Origin of the sequence: Anaerotruncus sp. AF02-27 (assembly GCF_003465835.1) — a bacterium.
Classification (GTDB): Bacteria; Bacillota; Clostridia; order Oscillospirales; family Ruminococcaceae; genus Anaerotruncus; species Anaerotruncus rubiinfantis.
In genome coordinates, this window is record NZ_QSBX01000003.1 from 42194 (window position 1) to 56577 (window position 14384).

General features: G+C 57.0%; 12 protein-coding genes. 11 read left to right on the forward strand and 1 reads right to left on the reverse strand.

Annotation, left to right across the window (positions count from 1 at the left end; all coding sequences use genetic code 11):
- Positions 1 to 1056, reverse strand: a complete 1056-nt coding sequence (locus DWV16_RS03950; protein WP_118477866.1) for a LacI family DNA-binding transcriptional regulator — start codon at positions 1054 to 1056, stop codon at positions 1 to 3.
- 307 nt (positions 1057 to 1363) lie between these two features.
- Here DWV16_RS03950 and DWV16_RS03955 point away from each other — a divergent pair, with 307 nt between their 5' ends.
- The 11 genes from DWV16_RS03955 (at position 1364) to DWV16_RS04005 (ending at position 14302) form a co-directional block, all read left to right on the forward strand.
- Entirely contained in the window at positions 1364 to 2179 is an 816-nt protein-coding gene (locus DWV16_RS03955; RefSeq protein WP_118477867.1) for a transketolase, read from the forward strand.
- Position 2180: 1 nt separating this feature from the next.
- The gene (locus DWV16_RS03960) at positions 2181 to 3125 is read left to right on the forward strand and encodes a transketolase family protein (protein ID WP_118477868.1); all 945 of its coding nucleotides are present in this window, start codon (positions 2181 to 2183) and stop codon (positions 3123 to 3125) included.
- Positions 3122 to 4591 (forward strand): glycerol kinase, encoded by a 1470-nt coding sequence (locus DWV16_RS03965; RefSeq protein ID WP_118477869.1) that lies wholly within the window; start codon positions 3122 to 3124, stop codon positions 4589 to 4591. The genes DWV16_RS03960 and DWV16_RS03965 overlap by 4 nt, the downstream gene beginning before the upstream one ends.
- 19 nt (positions 4592 to 4610) lie before the next feature.
- Entirely contained in the window at positions 4611 to 6026 is a 1416-nt protein-coding gene (locus DWV16_RS03970; protein ID WP_118477870.1) for an L-fucose/L-arabinose isomerase family protein, read from the forward strand.
- Positions 6027 to 6103: 77 nt separating this feature from the next.
- Positions 6104 to 7186, forward strand: a complete 1083-nt coding sequence (locus DWV16_RS03975) for a C4-dicarboxylate TRAP transporter substrate-binding protein (RefSeq protein ID WP_118477871.1) — start codon at positions 6104 to 6106, stop codon at positions 7184 to 7186.
- A 99-nt stretch (positions 7187 to 7285) separates the two neighbouring features.
- Positions 7286 to 7786, forward strand: a complete 501-nt coding sequence (locus DWV16_RS03980) for a TRAP transporter small permease (protein ID WP_118477872.1) — start codon at positions 7286 to 7288, stop codon at positions 7784 to 7786.
- Positions 7783 to 9066, forward strand: a complete 1284-nt coding sequence (locus tag DWV16_RS03985; protein WP_066452501.1) for a TRAP transporter large permease — start codon at positions 7783 to 7785, stop codon at positions 9064 to 9066. The genes DWV16_RS03980 and DWV16_RS03985 overlap by 4 nt, the downstream gene beginning before the upstream one ends.
- Positions 9067 to 9088: 22 nt before the next feature.
- Entirely contained in the window at positions 9089 to 10015 is a 927-nt protein-coding gene (locus tag DWV16_RS03990) for a nucleoside hydrolase (RefSeq protein WP_118477873.1), read from the forward strand.
- Between the two features lie 219 nt (positions 10016 to 10234).
- Positions 10235 to 11791 (forward strand): PucR family transcriptional regulator ligand-binding domain-containing protein, encoded by a 1557-nt coding sequence (locus DWV16_RS03995; RefSeq protein WP_158572773.1) that lies wholly within the window; start codon positions 10235 to 10237, stop codon positions 11789 to 11791.
- A 280-nt stretch (positions 11792 to 12071) separates the two neighbouring features.
- Positions 12072 to 13382, forward strand: coding sequence for a uracil-xanthine permease family protein (locus DWV16_RS04000; RefSeq protein ID WP_066452498.1), 1311 nt, complete (start codon positions 12072 to 12074; stop codon positions 13380 to 13382).
- A 62-nt stretch (positions 13383 to 13444) separates the two neighbouring features.
- Positions 13445 to 14302, forward strand: a complete 858-nt coding sequence (locus tag DWV16_RS04005; RefSeq protein WP_199719762.1) for a cysteine hydrolase family protein — start codon at positions 13445 to 13447, stop codon at positions 14300 to 14302.
- The last annotated feature ends 82 nt before the right edge of the window (positions 14303 to 14384 follow it).

Below are 14384 nucleotides of genomic sequence, written 5' to 3' on the forward strand. Positions count from 1 at the left end.
CTATGCGCGCGCGCTGACCGCGGGCTTTCCTGGATGCAGCGTTCGAACGCTGTCACGCTTAACGAGCCCGGTGGAGACTTCTATTTTGGTGGTCACGCCGTCGGTTTCGCCGTTGATCAGGCTGACAAGCTGGTTGACGGCGAGCTTGCCCAATGTGGATTTGGGCACATCGATCGTGCTCAGCGGCGGATCGAGCGCTTCACAGATCGGGACATTGTCAAAGCCGACGAGCGAGATGTCCTCCGGGATCCGGTAACCGGCCCGTTTGAGGGCGCGCATGCAGGCTGCGGCGATGATGTCGTTGTCCGCGAAGAATGCGGTCGGCATGGGACCGGACGTGCTGGAAAGATAGGCCTCCATGTCGGTGAAGGCCTCTTCGGTGGTGGGAGCAATTTTGATGATCCGTTTACTGGAATGGTTGGGGACTGAGATGGTGCGGATCGCTTTGAGGTAGCCCTCCATGCGTTCGCGGAAATTGCGGATTTCCACCCGCGAGCTCAAATAGCCGATTTCGGTGTGGCCGCAGTCGATCAGGTGCTGGACGGCGAGCCGCGCGCCCTGGATATTATTGATCTGGATGCTGTCATAGTTTTTGAAGGGGAAACAGTTGTCGAGGATCACGATAGGGATGGAGAGCTTTTCGAACGGCCGCAGGTCGACGGTGTGCATTTCGGTGGCCAGCAGGATGATTCCCGCACAGTTGGTGGCCTGGAGGGAGCGGATCTGCTCCGGGATGCTTTCATTCTGGTAAAAGTAGGTGATGAGCAGCTGATAGCCCCGTTTTTTAACCTGTGCGTCAATCCCCTGGGTGAGCATCGCGAAGAATGGTGTGTCCGCGACGACGTTTCCGTGGCGCTTGTAAAGGATGAGCTGGATATGCTTCACCTGGCTGCCTGCGGATTTTTCAAGGTGCTTGGTATAGCCCATATCGGCTGCGGCCTTGAGAACCTTTTCTCGGGTTTCGTCGCTGATGCCGGGGTGATTGTTGAAAACCATTGAAACTGTGGTGGGCGATATCCCTAACGCATTGGCGATATCCTTGGCTAAAATTGCCATCTGTCAACACTTCCTTAATTATCGACCTTGTGCCTCTGGTAATTAATTCTATCATAAGCTTTATTTTTAGTCAACGATTTATTAAATTATTTATTAAAAAACTCTTTGTAAAGCTGAGTTGCTTAAAATAATATGGATGAAATATATAAAAAATTTAAAATTATAGCGATAATATAAACAAAAATTAAAAAAATATTTGGAATTCAATTGACCAAAATCAAAAGCGGTGCTAAAATATAGCTAAATTATTAATTAAAAATAAAGTTAATTAATGACGAAATTTAATTGACGCAATGGAGGCGTTCAAATGAGCCTATCGCTGGAGCAGCTCGCGTGGCGGCGCAGGCTGGATGTGCTCGAAATGGTCCGCCGTTCCAAAGGCGGCCATATTGGCGGCAGCATGTCCTGCATGGATATTTTGGTGAGCCTTTATTATGAGGTGATGGATGTTTCCAAAATCCAATCAGGCGCGCCCGACCGCGACCGCTTTATCCTCAGCAAAGGCCACTGCGCGGAAGGGCTCTATGCCGTGTTGGCCGACCGGGGATTTTTCCCGAAGGAGGAGCTCGATACCTACGCAGCGTTTCAAACCCGCCTGGCGCAGCATCCGACCCGCAAGGTTCCGGGTGTGGAGCTCGCAACCGGCGCGCTCGGACATGGACTTTCGGCGGGGACCGGTATGGCGCTCGCGCTGAAACGGGACGGCATTCCCGCACAGGTCTATGTCCTGATGGGGGATGGCGAACAGGCGGAGGGTTCGGTCTGGGAGGCGGCCATGGCGGCGGCGAAATACAAACTGTCGAATCTGACTGCGGTCGTTGACCGCAACCGGCTGCAGATTTCAGGCTGCACCGAAGATGTGATGCCGCTTGATGATCTTGCGCAGCGTTACCGGGCGTTTGGCTGGAACGCGGTGGAGTGCAATGGCCACTGCCAGGCCGAACTTTGCAGGGCTTTGCGCATCCGCGCGCAGGAACAGCCAACAGCGGTCATCTGCAGCACCATTAAGGGTTATGGTTCCCCGGTGATGGAAAACCGGGCGGATTGGCACCATAAGGTTCCAAATGATGAGGAATACACGCGGATCCGGGAGGATCTGCTTTCAAAGATGGAGGAACGGTGAGATGGCGAAGGGATCCTGCCGCAAGGCTTTTACAGGCGCGCTGCTCGATGCGGCGCGCGCGGATGGAAAAATCTACGCGGTTGCCACCGATTCCCGCGGCAGCGTGACGCTCGGAGCATTTGCCGAGACGCTTCCAGATCAGTTTGTGGAGGTGGGCATCGCGGAACAGAACGCGGTGGCGATATCGGCAGGGCTTGCCTGCTGCGGCAAACGGGTGTTTGTAACCGGCCCGGCCTGCTTTCTTTCGGCGCGCTCCTATGAACAGGTCAAGGTGGATATTGCCTATAACCGCAGCGATGTAAAGGTGGTTGGCGTAAGCGCCGGGGTGAGTTATGGACCGCTTGGCGGCACCCATACCGCGTTGCACGATTTCGCCGGGATGCGCAGCCTCCCGCAGATCAAGGTGTTTGCGCCGGCGGATGCGGTGCAGACCCGTTTTCTCACACAATATCTGGCTGCGACCGAAGGCCCGGCCTATATGCGGATGGGGCGCGGCGATGTGGAAGAGATTTACAAGGCGGACGAGAGCTTTGTAATCGGGAAGGCAAAACTGGTGTGCGGCGGCAGTGATGTGACCATCATCGCCTGCGGTGAGATGGTGTATATTGCAAAGGAAGCCGCGCGTCTCTTAAAGACACAGGGCGTTTCGGCCCGGGTACTCGATATGTTCACCGTTAAGCCGGTTGACGAACAGGCGGTGGCCGGCGCGGCCCGCGAAACCGCAGGAATTCTTACGCTGGAGGAACACAGCATCTTCGGTGGACTCGGGGAGGCGGTCGCCCACGCTGCGGCGGAGTATTCCCCCGTGCCGGTGAAGATCATGGGCTTTCCGGACGAGCAGTATGAGGTTGGAAGCAGCGCCGAACTGTTCCGGCACTACGGTTTCACACCGGAGAATATTGCGGCTGAAGCAATGAAACTGGCCCGGGGAGGCGCGCGCGGATGAGTTACATCCTTTCGATCGACCAAAGCACTTCCAGCACCAAAGGGACCCTTTGGAATGTGTCTGGCCAACTGGTTGCGCGGGAAGATCTGGCGCACCGGCAGATTGTGAGCCCGGAAGGCTGGATTGGACACGACCCGGAGGAGATCTATGCAAATGTGCTGCGGGTTTCCAGCCTGGTGCTGGAACGCGCGGGCGTGCAGCCCCGGGAGGTTGCAGCCGCGGGCATCAGCAACCAGCGCGAAACCGCGGTCTGCTGGGACCGGCAAACCGGCAGGCCGGTCTGTGACGCCATCGTCTGGCAGTGCGCGCGAGCCACGGACATTGTGTGGGACGTTCGGGAAGCCGGGTTGGAAGGGGATGTGCTGGGACGTACCGGCATCCCGCTTTCTCCGTATTACAGTGCGGCGAAGTTCGGCTGGATCATGCGGCACGTGCCGGAGGCGGCCGGGCTGATGCGGCAGGGCAGGCTCTGCTGCGGTACAGTGGACAGCTGGCTGCTTTTTAAGCTCACGGGCGTACATAAAACCGATTATTCCAATGCGAGCCGCACCCAGCTGCTCAATATTGATACACGCTCCTGGGACACGGATTTGGCAAAGGCTTTTGGGATTGATCCCGGCTGCCTGCCGGAAATCTGCCAGAGCGACAGCCTGTTTGGAGAATCCGATTTCGGCGGGCTGTTCCCTGGAAAGATCCCCGTCCACTGCATGCTTGGGGATTCGCATGCGGCGCTCTTCGCAAATGGATGCACCGCCCCGTTCACGGCAAAAGCCACCTATGGGACCGGATCTTCGGTCATGATGAATGCGGGGAGCGCCCGTCCGAAGGCGGGGAAGGGGATAGCGGTCAGCCTTGCCTGGGGAATGGGCGGCCAGGTTGACTATGTGCTCGAGGGGAACATCAACTATACCGGCGCGGTCATCAAATGGCTTGAGAAGGACGTGGGCCTGCTGGAAAGCGGGAAACAGGCGGGCGAATTGGCCGCGTCCGCCGGATCGTCGGGCGGCGTCTATCTGGTTCCGGCCTTTTCCGGGCTGGGCGCGCCGTACTTCAATGACCGGGCGCGCGCGGCGATTGTGGGAATGAACACCTCCACGGGGAAGGCGCAGATCGTGCGCGCGGCGGAGGAAAGCATCGCTTACCAGATCCGTGATGTGGTCGAAACGATCAACCAGGCGATTGCGCAGCCGCTTTCGGTGCTGCGGGTGGACGGGGGACCGACGCGGGATCGTTTCCTGATGCAGTTCCAGGCGGATCTTTTGCAGATACCGCTCGAGGTGAACGCGGTTGAGGAGCTTTCCGCCGCTGGCGCGGCGTATGGCGCGGCGATCGGCTGCGGCGCGGCGGACCGGGAGGCGCTCTTTGCAAGGCGGCAGTTCACGGCGCGGACCCCACAGATCGAAAGAACGGAAAGTGACCGGCTCTATGCGGGCTGGAAACAGGCGGTAAGCCTGATCAATCGGTAAGTAAGAAGGAGAAGGCAAGATGAAAAAACAGACGTTCGGCGTGATTGTGACGACGCGCGGTTTTTTTCCGTCGCACCTGGTGCAGACGGCGCGCGCGCAGATCACGCAATTGCTCGACGACCTTGGCTACGGGTATGTGATGGTTTCCGAGCAGGACACCCACCTCGGCGCGGTGCTCACTTATGAAGAGGCAAAAACCTGTGCCTCGCTCTTCAAAAAGCACGCGGACGAAATCAGCGGTATCATCGCGGTGCTGCCGAATTTTGGAGAGGAGCTCGGCGTGGCGGAGGCGATCGACCTGGCAGGGCTCGGCGTTCCAGTACTGGTGCAGGCATGCGACGACGATTTTGACAAGCTCGACATGGCCAACCGCCGGGACGCTTTCTGCGGAAAGATTTCGCTTTGCAACAACCTCTACCAGCGTGGCATCCGCTATACCGAAACCACCACCCACACCTGCAAAATTGACAGCCCCGCTTTCCGGGAGGACCTGGAACGTTTCGCGGCAGTCTGCCGGGTTGTGACCGGCTTGAGAGGTTCGCGCATCGCCATGCTCGGCGCAAGGCCGGTGGCGTTTAACACGGTGCGGTTCTCCGAAAAAATCCTGCAGCGGCTTGGCGTGAGCGTGCAGACGGTGGACATGTCGGAGATCCTCTTTGACGCGATCAACTGGCCGGACGGCGAAGCGGTTCGGGAAAAGGAAGCCGCGATCCGCGCCTATGGGAAAATCCCGGACTCCATTGCGAATGAAAAGATTACCCGGCAGGCAAAGCTCTGCCTTGCGATTGAGGCGCGTGTCGCTTCGCTCGACTGCCAGGCGAGCACCGTACAGTGCTGGGACAGCGTGGAAAACAACTACGGCTGCGCCACCTGCCTTGCGATGAGCATGATGGGCGAAGCGGGCAGGCCGAGCGCCTGTGAAAGCGATGTGACCGGCGCTGTGAGCATGCTGGCGGCCTATCTCGCGGCGGGGAGGGCCCCGGCGCTTATGGATTGGAACAACAATGTCCGCGAGGAACGCGACCGCTGTATTTCGCTGCACTGCTCGAATTTCCCGAAATCCTTTTTCCAAAACGAGGAGATGGAGATCGAATGTCTGGACGTGCTGGGCAACACGCTTGGAAAAGACCGGTGCTTCGGCGCCTGCAAGGCACAGGTCGCGCCCGGTCCGATGACCTACCTGCGGATCACCACCGATGATCAGCAGGGGATTGCGAAGGCATATGTCGGGGAAGGGGACTTCACCGGCGAACCGTTGCCGACCAAGGGCGGCCTTGCAAATTGCCATGTGCCGGGCCTGCAGGAGCTTATGAAATACATCTGCAAGAACGGATTCGAGCATCATGTCTGCTTTGTGCGCGGGCATGTGGCGGACATCCTGCAGGAGGCGCTCGAAAATTATCTTGGCGTCCAGGTCTACCGCCATCGGGCATAGGGCGGCATTGAAACGGCTTCTCGCTGCGCGGCAGATGAGATAGAAACAGAACCATATAAGAGAAGGAGAAGAACACAATGAAAAAAACGCTTGCCATTTTATTGTCAGCATTGATGTTGGTAACCCTGATCGCGGGATGCGGCGGCTCGGACGCTGCGCCTTCCAGCAGCGCGGCTCCGGCCGCACCGGCAGCTCCGGCTGCATCCTCCGAAGCGGCCCCGGCCGCCCCGGAAGTGACCCTTTCGATCGGCTACGAGAACAATCCCGGTGAAACGATCGACCTCGCGGCCAACGAGTGGAAACGCCTGCTCGAAGAGAGAAGCGGCGGCACCATGAAGGTGGAACTCTATCCCTCCAGCCAGCTCGGCAGCAAAAACGATCTGGTTGACCAGATGATCGCGGGCGACTCGGTCATCACGCTGGGCGACGGCGGCATGTTTGCCGACCGCGGCGTGCCGGATTTCTCGATCTCGGTTGCGTACGGCGTGTTTGACACCTGGGATCAGGTCTGGAAACTGGTCGATTCCGACTGGTTTGCAGAGCAGTCCAAACAGCTCGAAGAAAAGGTCGGCCTGAAAATCCTGGCCGCCAACTGGATCTATGGCGAACGTCATATCCTCTCAACCAAACCGGTTCGTTCGTTGGCTGATATGAAGGGCCTCAAGATCCGCGTCCCAACCGCCAATATGCATGTGGTTGCGTTCCAGCTGATGGACGCGAGCTCGGTTTCGATGAACCTGGGCGAGGTTTACACCGCTCTGCAGCAGGGCGTCATCGACGCGCTGGAGAATCCGCTTTCGGTCCTGTATAACGGAAAATATCAGGAAGTTGCGAAATACCTGACCCTGGACGGCCATTCGAAGGCCACCACCACCTGGTTCTGCGGCACCACCTTCTATAACTCCCTCACACCGGAGCAGCAGCAGTGGCTCTGTGAGACCGCTGAAGAAGCCGGCCTTTTCAACAATGACCTCGCGCTGGCCTCGGATGCGGAGATGATCGAGAAATTCAAGGCAGAAGGCGTTGAAATCATCGAGCTCACCGACGCAGAGAAAGCCGAATTCCTGGCGCCGATGAAGGAACTGTTCCAGTCCTCGGAAATTGCAAAAACCGTGAGCCCGGGCCTTTATGACACTGTCATGGGGATCATCAATGGCTAAAGAATAACCGAATACCACGGTGGCAGTACTCCGGAGCCCCGGAGTGCTGCCGCCGGCTGTGAGACCAGCCAACACATCCTGCCATAAGAAGGTGAACAAATGAAGACGCAAAAGGTTAAGATTCTAAAGGCTATTTTAAACATCGATCTTTTCATCGCGATTGCCGCGGCGACAGTTCTGATCCTCATCACCTTTGCAGGTGTGCTGTTCCGTTATTTCCTGAACTCCCCGCTTGTCTGGGTGGAGGAGGTCCAGCTGGCCTGCTTCGTATGGATCCTGTTTTTTGGAGCGAGCGCGGCCATCCGCAACGGCGGCCACGTGTCGGTGGACGTCTTTGTGGATATGATGGGCCCGAAGCAGCGTAAGGCAATCACCTGGTTTGTCTATATTGCTGTGACGGTGGTATTGCTGTTTTTACTGTTCAATGGTTACAAGCTCTTCTTACAGATGCTTGCGGTGAACCGCCGTACGGACACCCTGAAAATCCCCAGCGCGGCAATCTATTCGGCCATGCCGATCTCCTGCCTGCTGATGCTGATCAATTTCGCGGGCATGCGGTTTGCGCCGCAGATATTCTCGGATGAGGAGGAGGACACATGAATATCGTTGTTGGCTGCCTTGTGATCATGCTGACCCTGCTCCTGCTCAGCGTCCCGGTCTTCGCTTCGATCATCTCGGGCGTGGCGTTCTATTTTGCCATGAATACGACCGTGCCGACCCAGATCATCGCGCAGCGGATGATCTCAGGGGTGGAGAGCATCCCGCTTTTGGCGATTCCATTTTTTGTCTGCGCCGGTATTGTCATGAACTATTCCGGTATCACCAAACGGGTCATGGACTTCTGCGTGGTGCTCACCCGCAGGATGTACGGCGGCCTTGCGCAGGTGAACGTCCTGCTTTCCACCCTGATGGGCGGCATGTCCGGCTCGAACCTGGCGGACGCCGCGATGGAAGCCAAAATGCTCGTTCCGGAGATGGAAAAGGCGGGATTTTCGAATGCGTTTTCTTCGGTCGTCACGGCGACCTCTTCGATCATCACGCCGCTCATCCCGCCCTCGATCGGGCTTATCATCTATGGTTCGCTTGCGAACATCTCGATTGGAAAGCTGTTTGTGGCGGGAATCAGCCCCGGGCTGCTCCTGTGCCTTTCGATGATGATTCTCGTGACCATCATTTCCAAAAAGCGCGGCTACCAGCCCCCCGCGACCGAGCCGCTGCCGAAGGGTGCGTTTTGGGAGGCGTTCAAGAAAGCGGCCGCTCCGTTATGTATGCCGGTCATCATCATCGGAAGCATCCGCTGCGGCATCTGCACCGCGACCGAAGCCGGTTCGGTGGCAATCCTCTATTCGTTCATCCTGGGAATTGTTTACCGGGAGCTGAATGCCAGGATCATTTTCAAGGTTATGAAGGAGACGGTCATCACCACGGCGGGCATCCTGCTCATCGTCAGCACGGCGTCCTCGTTCGGATGGGTTCTGACCAAGGAAGGAGTCCCGCAGTTTTTGGCGAATGTGGTCCTGGGCGCCATCTCCAACAAATATGTATTCATGCTGATCGTCAACTTCCTGCTGCTTATCATGGGCATGTTCATGGAAGGCACGGCCATCCAGCTGATTCTGGTCCCGCTGCTCGCGCCGATCGCGGTTTCGATGGGCATCGACCCAATCCACTTTGCGATTGCCTTTGCCTTTAACCTCGGCATCGGCTGCCTGTCTCCGCCGCTCGGCACGGTCATGTTTGTGACCTGCGGTATTACAAAGTGCAAGATCAAGGACTTTGTCATAGAGGCGATCCCGTTCTATATCATGGCAATCATCTGCCTGCTGCTGCTCATCTTTGTGGAGCCGCTGTCGCTCTTCTTTGTCAATCTGATCTATTAAGCCGGGAAAGTGAGGAAGGACCATGATTTATAAACAGTCGGGTTTTCCCGTGCCCCCGGAAAAAATGATCCGTGTCATCACCAGCACCGACGCCAAAAATGAGGCGGATGACCAATATGCCATTGTGCAGACCCTCCTGAGCCCGCGGTTCGACAACCGCGGGATCGTCGCCGCCCATTTTGGGCAGGAGAAATCCGCCGCGAGCATGCTGGACAGCTATCACGAAGTGGAAAAGCTCTTTGGGCTGATGGGGTTGGAACCACAGATCCTGCGCAAAGGCGCGGAGCACGCCCTGCCGGACGAACAGACGCCGGTCCCTTCGGAAGGCGCGCGGCTCATCATCGAAGAAGCGCTGCGGGAGGACGCCAGACCGCTTTATGTCACCGTGCTGGGCCCGCTGACCGACCTTGCAAGCGCCTGCCTGCTCTGTCCCGAGATTGTGGGGCGCTTCACCGCCATCTGGATCGGCGGCGGACGTTATCCGAAGGGCGGTATGGAGTACAACCTCAAAAACGACCTGCATGCCGCAAATGTGGTGATGGACGCGGGGCTTGACCTGTGGCAGGTGCCGGAGGATGTTTATCAGCAGATGCTGGTATCACTGGCCGAACTGCGGGTGCGGGTGAAGCCGAATGGGGCGATTGGGGATTACCTGTTCACCCAGATGGTCGAATGGGGACAGACCTATTTTGGCAAACGCAGTTCGCTGCGCACCGGCGAATGCTGGTATCTGGGTGACTCGCCGGTCGTTGGGCTGATGCTCAATGAGCATCCGAACGATTACGATCTGGTTCCAGCGCCGCATATAGCGCCGGATATGACCTATCAGCCCTCGAAAAGCGAGCATATGATCCGGGTTTACCGCCGGATTGACAGCCGTTTCGTGCTGGAGGATCTCTACGCGAAGCTGCAGCTCTTCATCGAAGAGCCCGGGGAAATGATCTATTGATCCGGCCCCCACGGGATATTTAAAAAGCAAAAGGCCCGGGGAACCGCTGTGAAGCGGTCCCCGGGCCTTTTGAATTGGTGCGCTTTGCGGGGGTTCAAGCGGCTGATGGGAGGAGATTTACGAGGGGGGGAACAGGCCCGCGCTTTAAAAAGCAGGCAAAATACGAGTTGCTTTGTATCCAGGATCCTGTATAATCGAAATTGGAGGGAGGAGAGAAGCATGGGATTTGACATGAGCCGGATTTTGACGCTGGAATGCTTTGCGGGCGCGGAGGTGCTCGCTGGCCACCGCGGGCTGAGCCGGGAAGTACATCTTGTAAATGTGATGGAGGTACCGGACATCTCCAACTGGGTAACGGAAAATGAGCTGATCCTGACCACGGCTTATCCGTTTAAGGACGACCCTTCCGCGTTGGGCACACTGATCGAACAGCTTTGCCGGAAAAATGTCAGCGGCCTGGCAATCAAGCTCAGCCGTTTTATCAAGTGCCTGCCGGCGCCGGTCCTTGAAATTGCGGACCGTCTGGATTTTCCGGTTATCTCCCTGCCCTCAAACGTCCAGTTCGACCGTGTGATCCTCGAGGCGTTTTCGCATATCATCGAAGAGGACTATGTTGAAATCAAAACATCGGGAGACCTGTCAAAACGCCTGCAGGAGATTGCGGTGGGGGGCGGAACGCTTGAAGAGGTCGCCCAGGCGCTTGCCGGCTGGTGCGGCGGGGAAGTGGTGATCAAAAGCCCCGAAGGGAGGGTGCTCGCGCAGTCCGCGGGGCGATCGGTCAAACCAGGCGTGCCCGGCTCCGTCAGTTATGAAAAACAGGTGACCTTTGACGGCCGGCTCTATGCGGTGATCACCTTGAACCTTTGGCGCAGGACGGTCAGCCGCGCGGATCTTGAACTGATCGACTCGGCGATTCCGTCGATCATCATGATCCTTTTTCAGATTTCACTGCGGGCGCACATCCAGAAGCGGGAGGAATCACTCAATGACCTGCTCCTGGGCCGGATGGTTCTCTCCCCGAAAAACATGGAGTATATCAGTTCGCTCGGCGTCGACCTTGCCAGCCCGTGCACCGTCTGTGTCCTGCGCGCCGGACGGCTGCAGGGGGAATCCTACGACCTGCTTGCTCATGCAGTCACTCAGGCGCTTGAGGAGGCGGTGGGAACGCGGGGCGTGTGGCCGGTTATCACGAAAATGCAGGGCTGCATGGTGCATCTATATTTTTCGGAACAGCATGGCCCGGCGGCTCTGGCAGGCCTCTATCAAAAGCTCCTGGCCGAAATCAGCCGGATGATGCCGGACATTCCCCTGAGCGTTGGTATCGGGCGCCGCGCCAAAAAGGCGGGCCGGATCAATGCGGGTTTTCTGGAAGCGCAGAAAGCGCTGGATATCGGGGCGCAGATCTTCGGCCGCGGCGGGGTTTATCTCTATGAAAACCTGGCGGTGGAATCGCTGCTTTCGCATCTGCCGCTTGACGAGGAGCTGGTGGAGTTTGTAGAGGGGGAACTGGGCGCGCTGATCGCCTATGACCGGCGCAAGAAAAAACAACTCCTGCTGACGCTGGAGGAGCTGCTTACCGGGGACAGCGATACGGCCATCGCAAAGCGGATGTTCCTGCATCCCAAAACGCTTGCGTACCGCAGAAGCCGTATCGAACAGATCCTAGGGGAGGAGCTGGACGGGACGAGCAAGCGGGTTCGGCTGCTGATCGCGCTCAGGCTTTACCGGCTGAACAGCCTGCGCTGGAAAGGACGGCTTGGGGGACAGGAATCTTGATGAAAGCGGCTGCAGAAATGCGGCAGGAATAGGAAATTTATGGATACACTTTTCACGGGCGCTTTGCGTCCGGGGAAAGTGTATTTTTGTAGATTTGTCATGAATATAGATAAATAAATTACAAAATGTGGATAATATTTTTATAATAAATCTGTAATTTATCTGATCAGGATAAGGAATGGATCTTTTTTTATCTGGAGCAGAAATGGTCAATTATTACCGATTTGTTAAAATATGATTACAGAATTATTTACATCAGGCATGTGAGAGGAGGAAAATCATGGTAAAAACCCAAAGCACAATCCAGCTTGTCTACGAGCCGGAGGAGAAGCCGCGCTCAACCAAGGACGCGATCATCTATTCGCTGCAGTGGATCATGATCATGTTCTACCCGGTCGTGTGGGGTTACTCGGTTGTAGGCAAGGGCCTCGGCATGACAGGGGAAGAGATGGGCATGTATATGGTGCGCGTCGTCTTCATCATCGGAATTTCCACCCTCGTCCAGGTTTGCGCAGGTCACAAGCTCTCGATGGTCTGCGGACCGAACATCATCCCGTCGCTTGCCATCGTTGCGGCTTTCTCGGTGGGCGGCAAAGAGTATGCGTTACAGTCTTTCAACGCCTATATCATCGCGGGTATCATCGTCGCCATTCTGGGGGCCACGGGGCTCATCAGCAAGATTGGCAGCGTCTGGACGCCGCTTGTGTCCGGCGCGATGATCATGATGGTGGGACTCACCACCAGCACCACCGGAGTCGGGCTGATCGCCAGCCAGAACGCGACTGCTCCCTTCTTCATCGGTATCCTGCTCGCGCTCATCTGCGGCTATCTGTCGCTGCGCGGCAAGGGGATGATCGCTTCGATCCCGGTGCTCATCACAATCGTGCTCGGCTATGTGGTGTTCATCGCAATGGGAAAATTCGACTGGGCGCTTGTCTCGTCGATGCCCACCTTTACCCTTCCGCAGATTTTCCCCTACGGCTTGAGCATGCCGCCGGTTGACCTCATCATCACGATGGTGATCGTCAACATCTTCTCGGCCATCAACCTCTATGGCAATGTGCAGGGTTATACGGGAATCATCGGCCGTAAAATGGAGCCCAAGGACGAGCGCCGCTATTTCACCGCCTTTGGGCTGGTGGAAGGGGTTGTGGCCTCGATCTTCGGGGTTCCTAGCAACACTTCCTACGGCGAAAACCTCGGCTTCGTGCTGCTGACCAGGGTGGCCTCCCGCTTTTTCCTGATCGTGGCGAGCATCGCATTCATCGTGCTCTCCTTCTTTGGAAATGTCGGCGGGCTGATGGCGGCAATGCCGGAAGCGGTCGCGGGCGCGGTGCTGCTGGGCGTCGCCTGCACCCTCATTGGCATCGGCGCGGACAACTGGGCCAAAGGTCCCAAGTTTGAGACGAGGGAAATTTTCATCGTCGGATTTTCGGTGTTCCTTGCGTTTGGGCTCAACTTTTTGCCCGAGACTTTCTTCGCAACCGTCCCGCGGCTGGTCGGCACCCTTTTCAAGAACCCGGTCATCATGGTCATCATCCTGGTGGTCATCATGGAGCAGATCATCTTCCGCGAGAAAGCAAAAGCCTGAACGCCCCGCAAAATACGGTCAAACATTATTCACCCATATATGAAATCTAGGAGGTAAGAAGCATGGCAGAACTGAGAAAATACGAGCCCCTTTACAGCGTGAACCGCGACAAGAAACTGGCGAAGGTGCAGGAGGCGTATGAGCGCTTCAAAGAGACAAAAACCTTTGAGTTCCCGCAGTGGCTCTATGGCGCGCCGATCGGCAAGCTGATCAAGGTCGAGGTCGAGGACTGCCCGAATTTCGGAGACACGGCCTATGTCGAGATGGATTCGGCGCGTACCGCCTTCATCGCGGTTGATATGCAGACCGATTTCTGCGGCAAAAAAGGCTATGTGGATGTCATGGGGTACGACCTCAACAACACCGCGCGGGCCCTGGAGCCGATCGCCAACGCGCTCGAGGCGGTGCGCGGCACCGATATCAAGGTGATCCACACCCGCGAGGGCCATGAACCCGATCTTTCGGACGCCCCGTTCAACAAGGTCCTGCGCAGTAAGATCATCGGTGAAGGCGTTGGCATCGGCGACGTGCCGGAAAACGGCCTCGGACGGCTGCTGGTGCGCGGCGAGCCGAACTGGGACCTGCACGAAAAGGTTTACCCCATCCCGGGCGAAATGATCATCGACAAGGCCGGGAAGGGCGCCTTCGGTTCGAGCACCATCCACATGGTCCTCAAGAACCTGGGCATCACCCACATCGTCATCTGCGGCATCACCACCGACGTATGCGTACATACGATCATGCGCGAAGCGAACGATTACGGCTACTGGTGTGTCCTGATGAAAGACGGCACCGGCGCGACCGATATGGGCAACCATGAGGCGGCGATCAAATCGGTCAAGATGCAGGGCGGCGTATTTGGAAACGTGACCGATTCCAAACGTTTTATCGAAGCGGTCAAAGCGGCGGGTCTCAAGTAATCCGCGCTGTCCGCGGCGCCTGCATAAAATTTGCGGGACGCATTCAGACATCCGTCCGAATGCGTCCCGTTTTAAGAAAGGG

What these genes read in the sequence shown, in the direction of transcription:
- DWV16_RS03950 (WP_118477866.1), bottom strand. Translation starts at nt 1,056, where the DNA reads ATGGCAATTTTAGCCAAGGATATCGCCAATGCGTTAGGGATATCGCCC.
- DWV16_RS03955 (WP_118477867.1), top strand. Translation starts at nt 1,364, where the DNA reads ATGAGCCTATCGCTGGAGCAGCTCGCGTGGCGGCGCAGGCTGGATGTG.
- DWV16_RS03960 (WP_118477868.1), top strand. Translation starts at nt 2,181, where the DNA reads ATGGCGAAGGGATCCTGCCGCAAGGCTTTTACAGGCGCGCTGCTCGAT.
- DWV16_RS03965 (WP_118477869.1), top strand. Translation starts at nt 3,122, where the DNA reads ATGAGTTACATCCTTTCGATCGACCAAAGCACTTCCAGCACCAAAGGG.
- DWV16_RS03970 (WP_118477870.1), top strand. Translation starts at nt 4,611, where the DNA reads ATGAAAAAACAGACGTTCGGCGTGATTGTGACGACGCGCGGTTTTTTT.
- DWV16_RS03975 (WP_118477871.1), top strand. Translation starts at nt 6,104, where the DNA reads ATGAAAAAAACGCTTGCCATTTTATTGTCAGCATTGATGTTGGTAACC.
- DWV16_RS03980 (WP_118477872.1), top strand. Translation starts at nt 7,286, where the DNA reads ATGAAGACGCAAAAGGTTAAGATTCTAAAGGCTATTTTAAACATCGAT.
- DWV16_RS03985 (WP_066452501.1), top strand. Translation starts at nt 7,783, where the DNA reads ATGAATATCGTTGTTGGCTGCCTTGTGATCATGCTGACCCTGCTCCTG.
- DWV16_RS03990 (WP_118477873.1), top strand. Translation starts at nt 9,089, where the DNA reads ATGATTTATAAACAGTCGGGTTTTCCCGTGCCCCCGGAAAAAATGATC.
- DWV16_RS03995 (WP_158572773.1), top strand. Translation starts at nt 10,235, where the DNA reads ATGGGATTTGACATGAGCCGGATTTTGACGCTGGAATGCTTTGCGGGC.
- DWV16_RS04000 (WP_066452498.1), top strand. Translation starts at nt 12,072, where the DNA reads ATGGTAAAAACCCAAAGCACAATCCAGCTTGTCTACGAGCCGGAGGAG.
- DWV16_RS04005 (WP_199719762.1), top strand. Translation starts at nt 13,445, where the DNA reads ATGGCAGAACTGAGAAAATACGAGCCCCTTTACAGCGTGAACCGCGAC.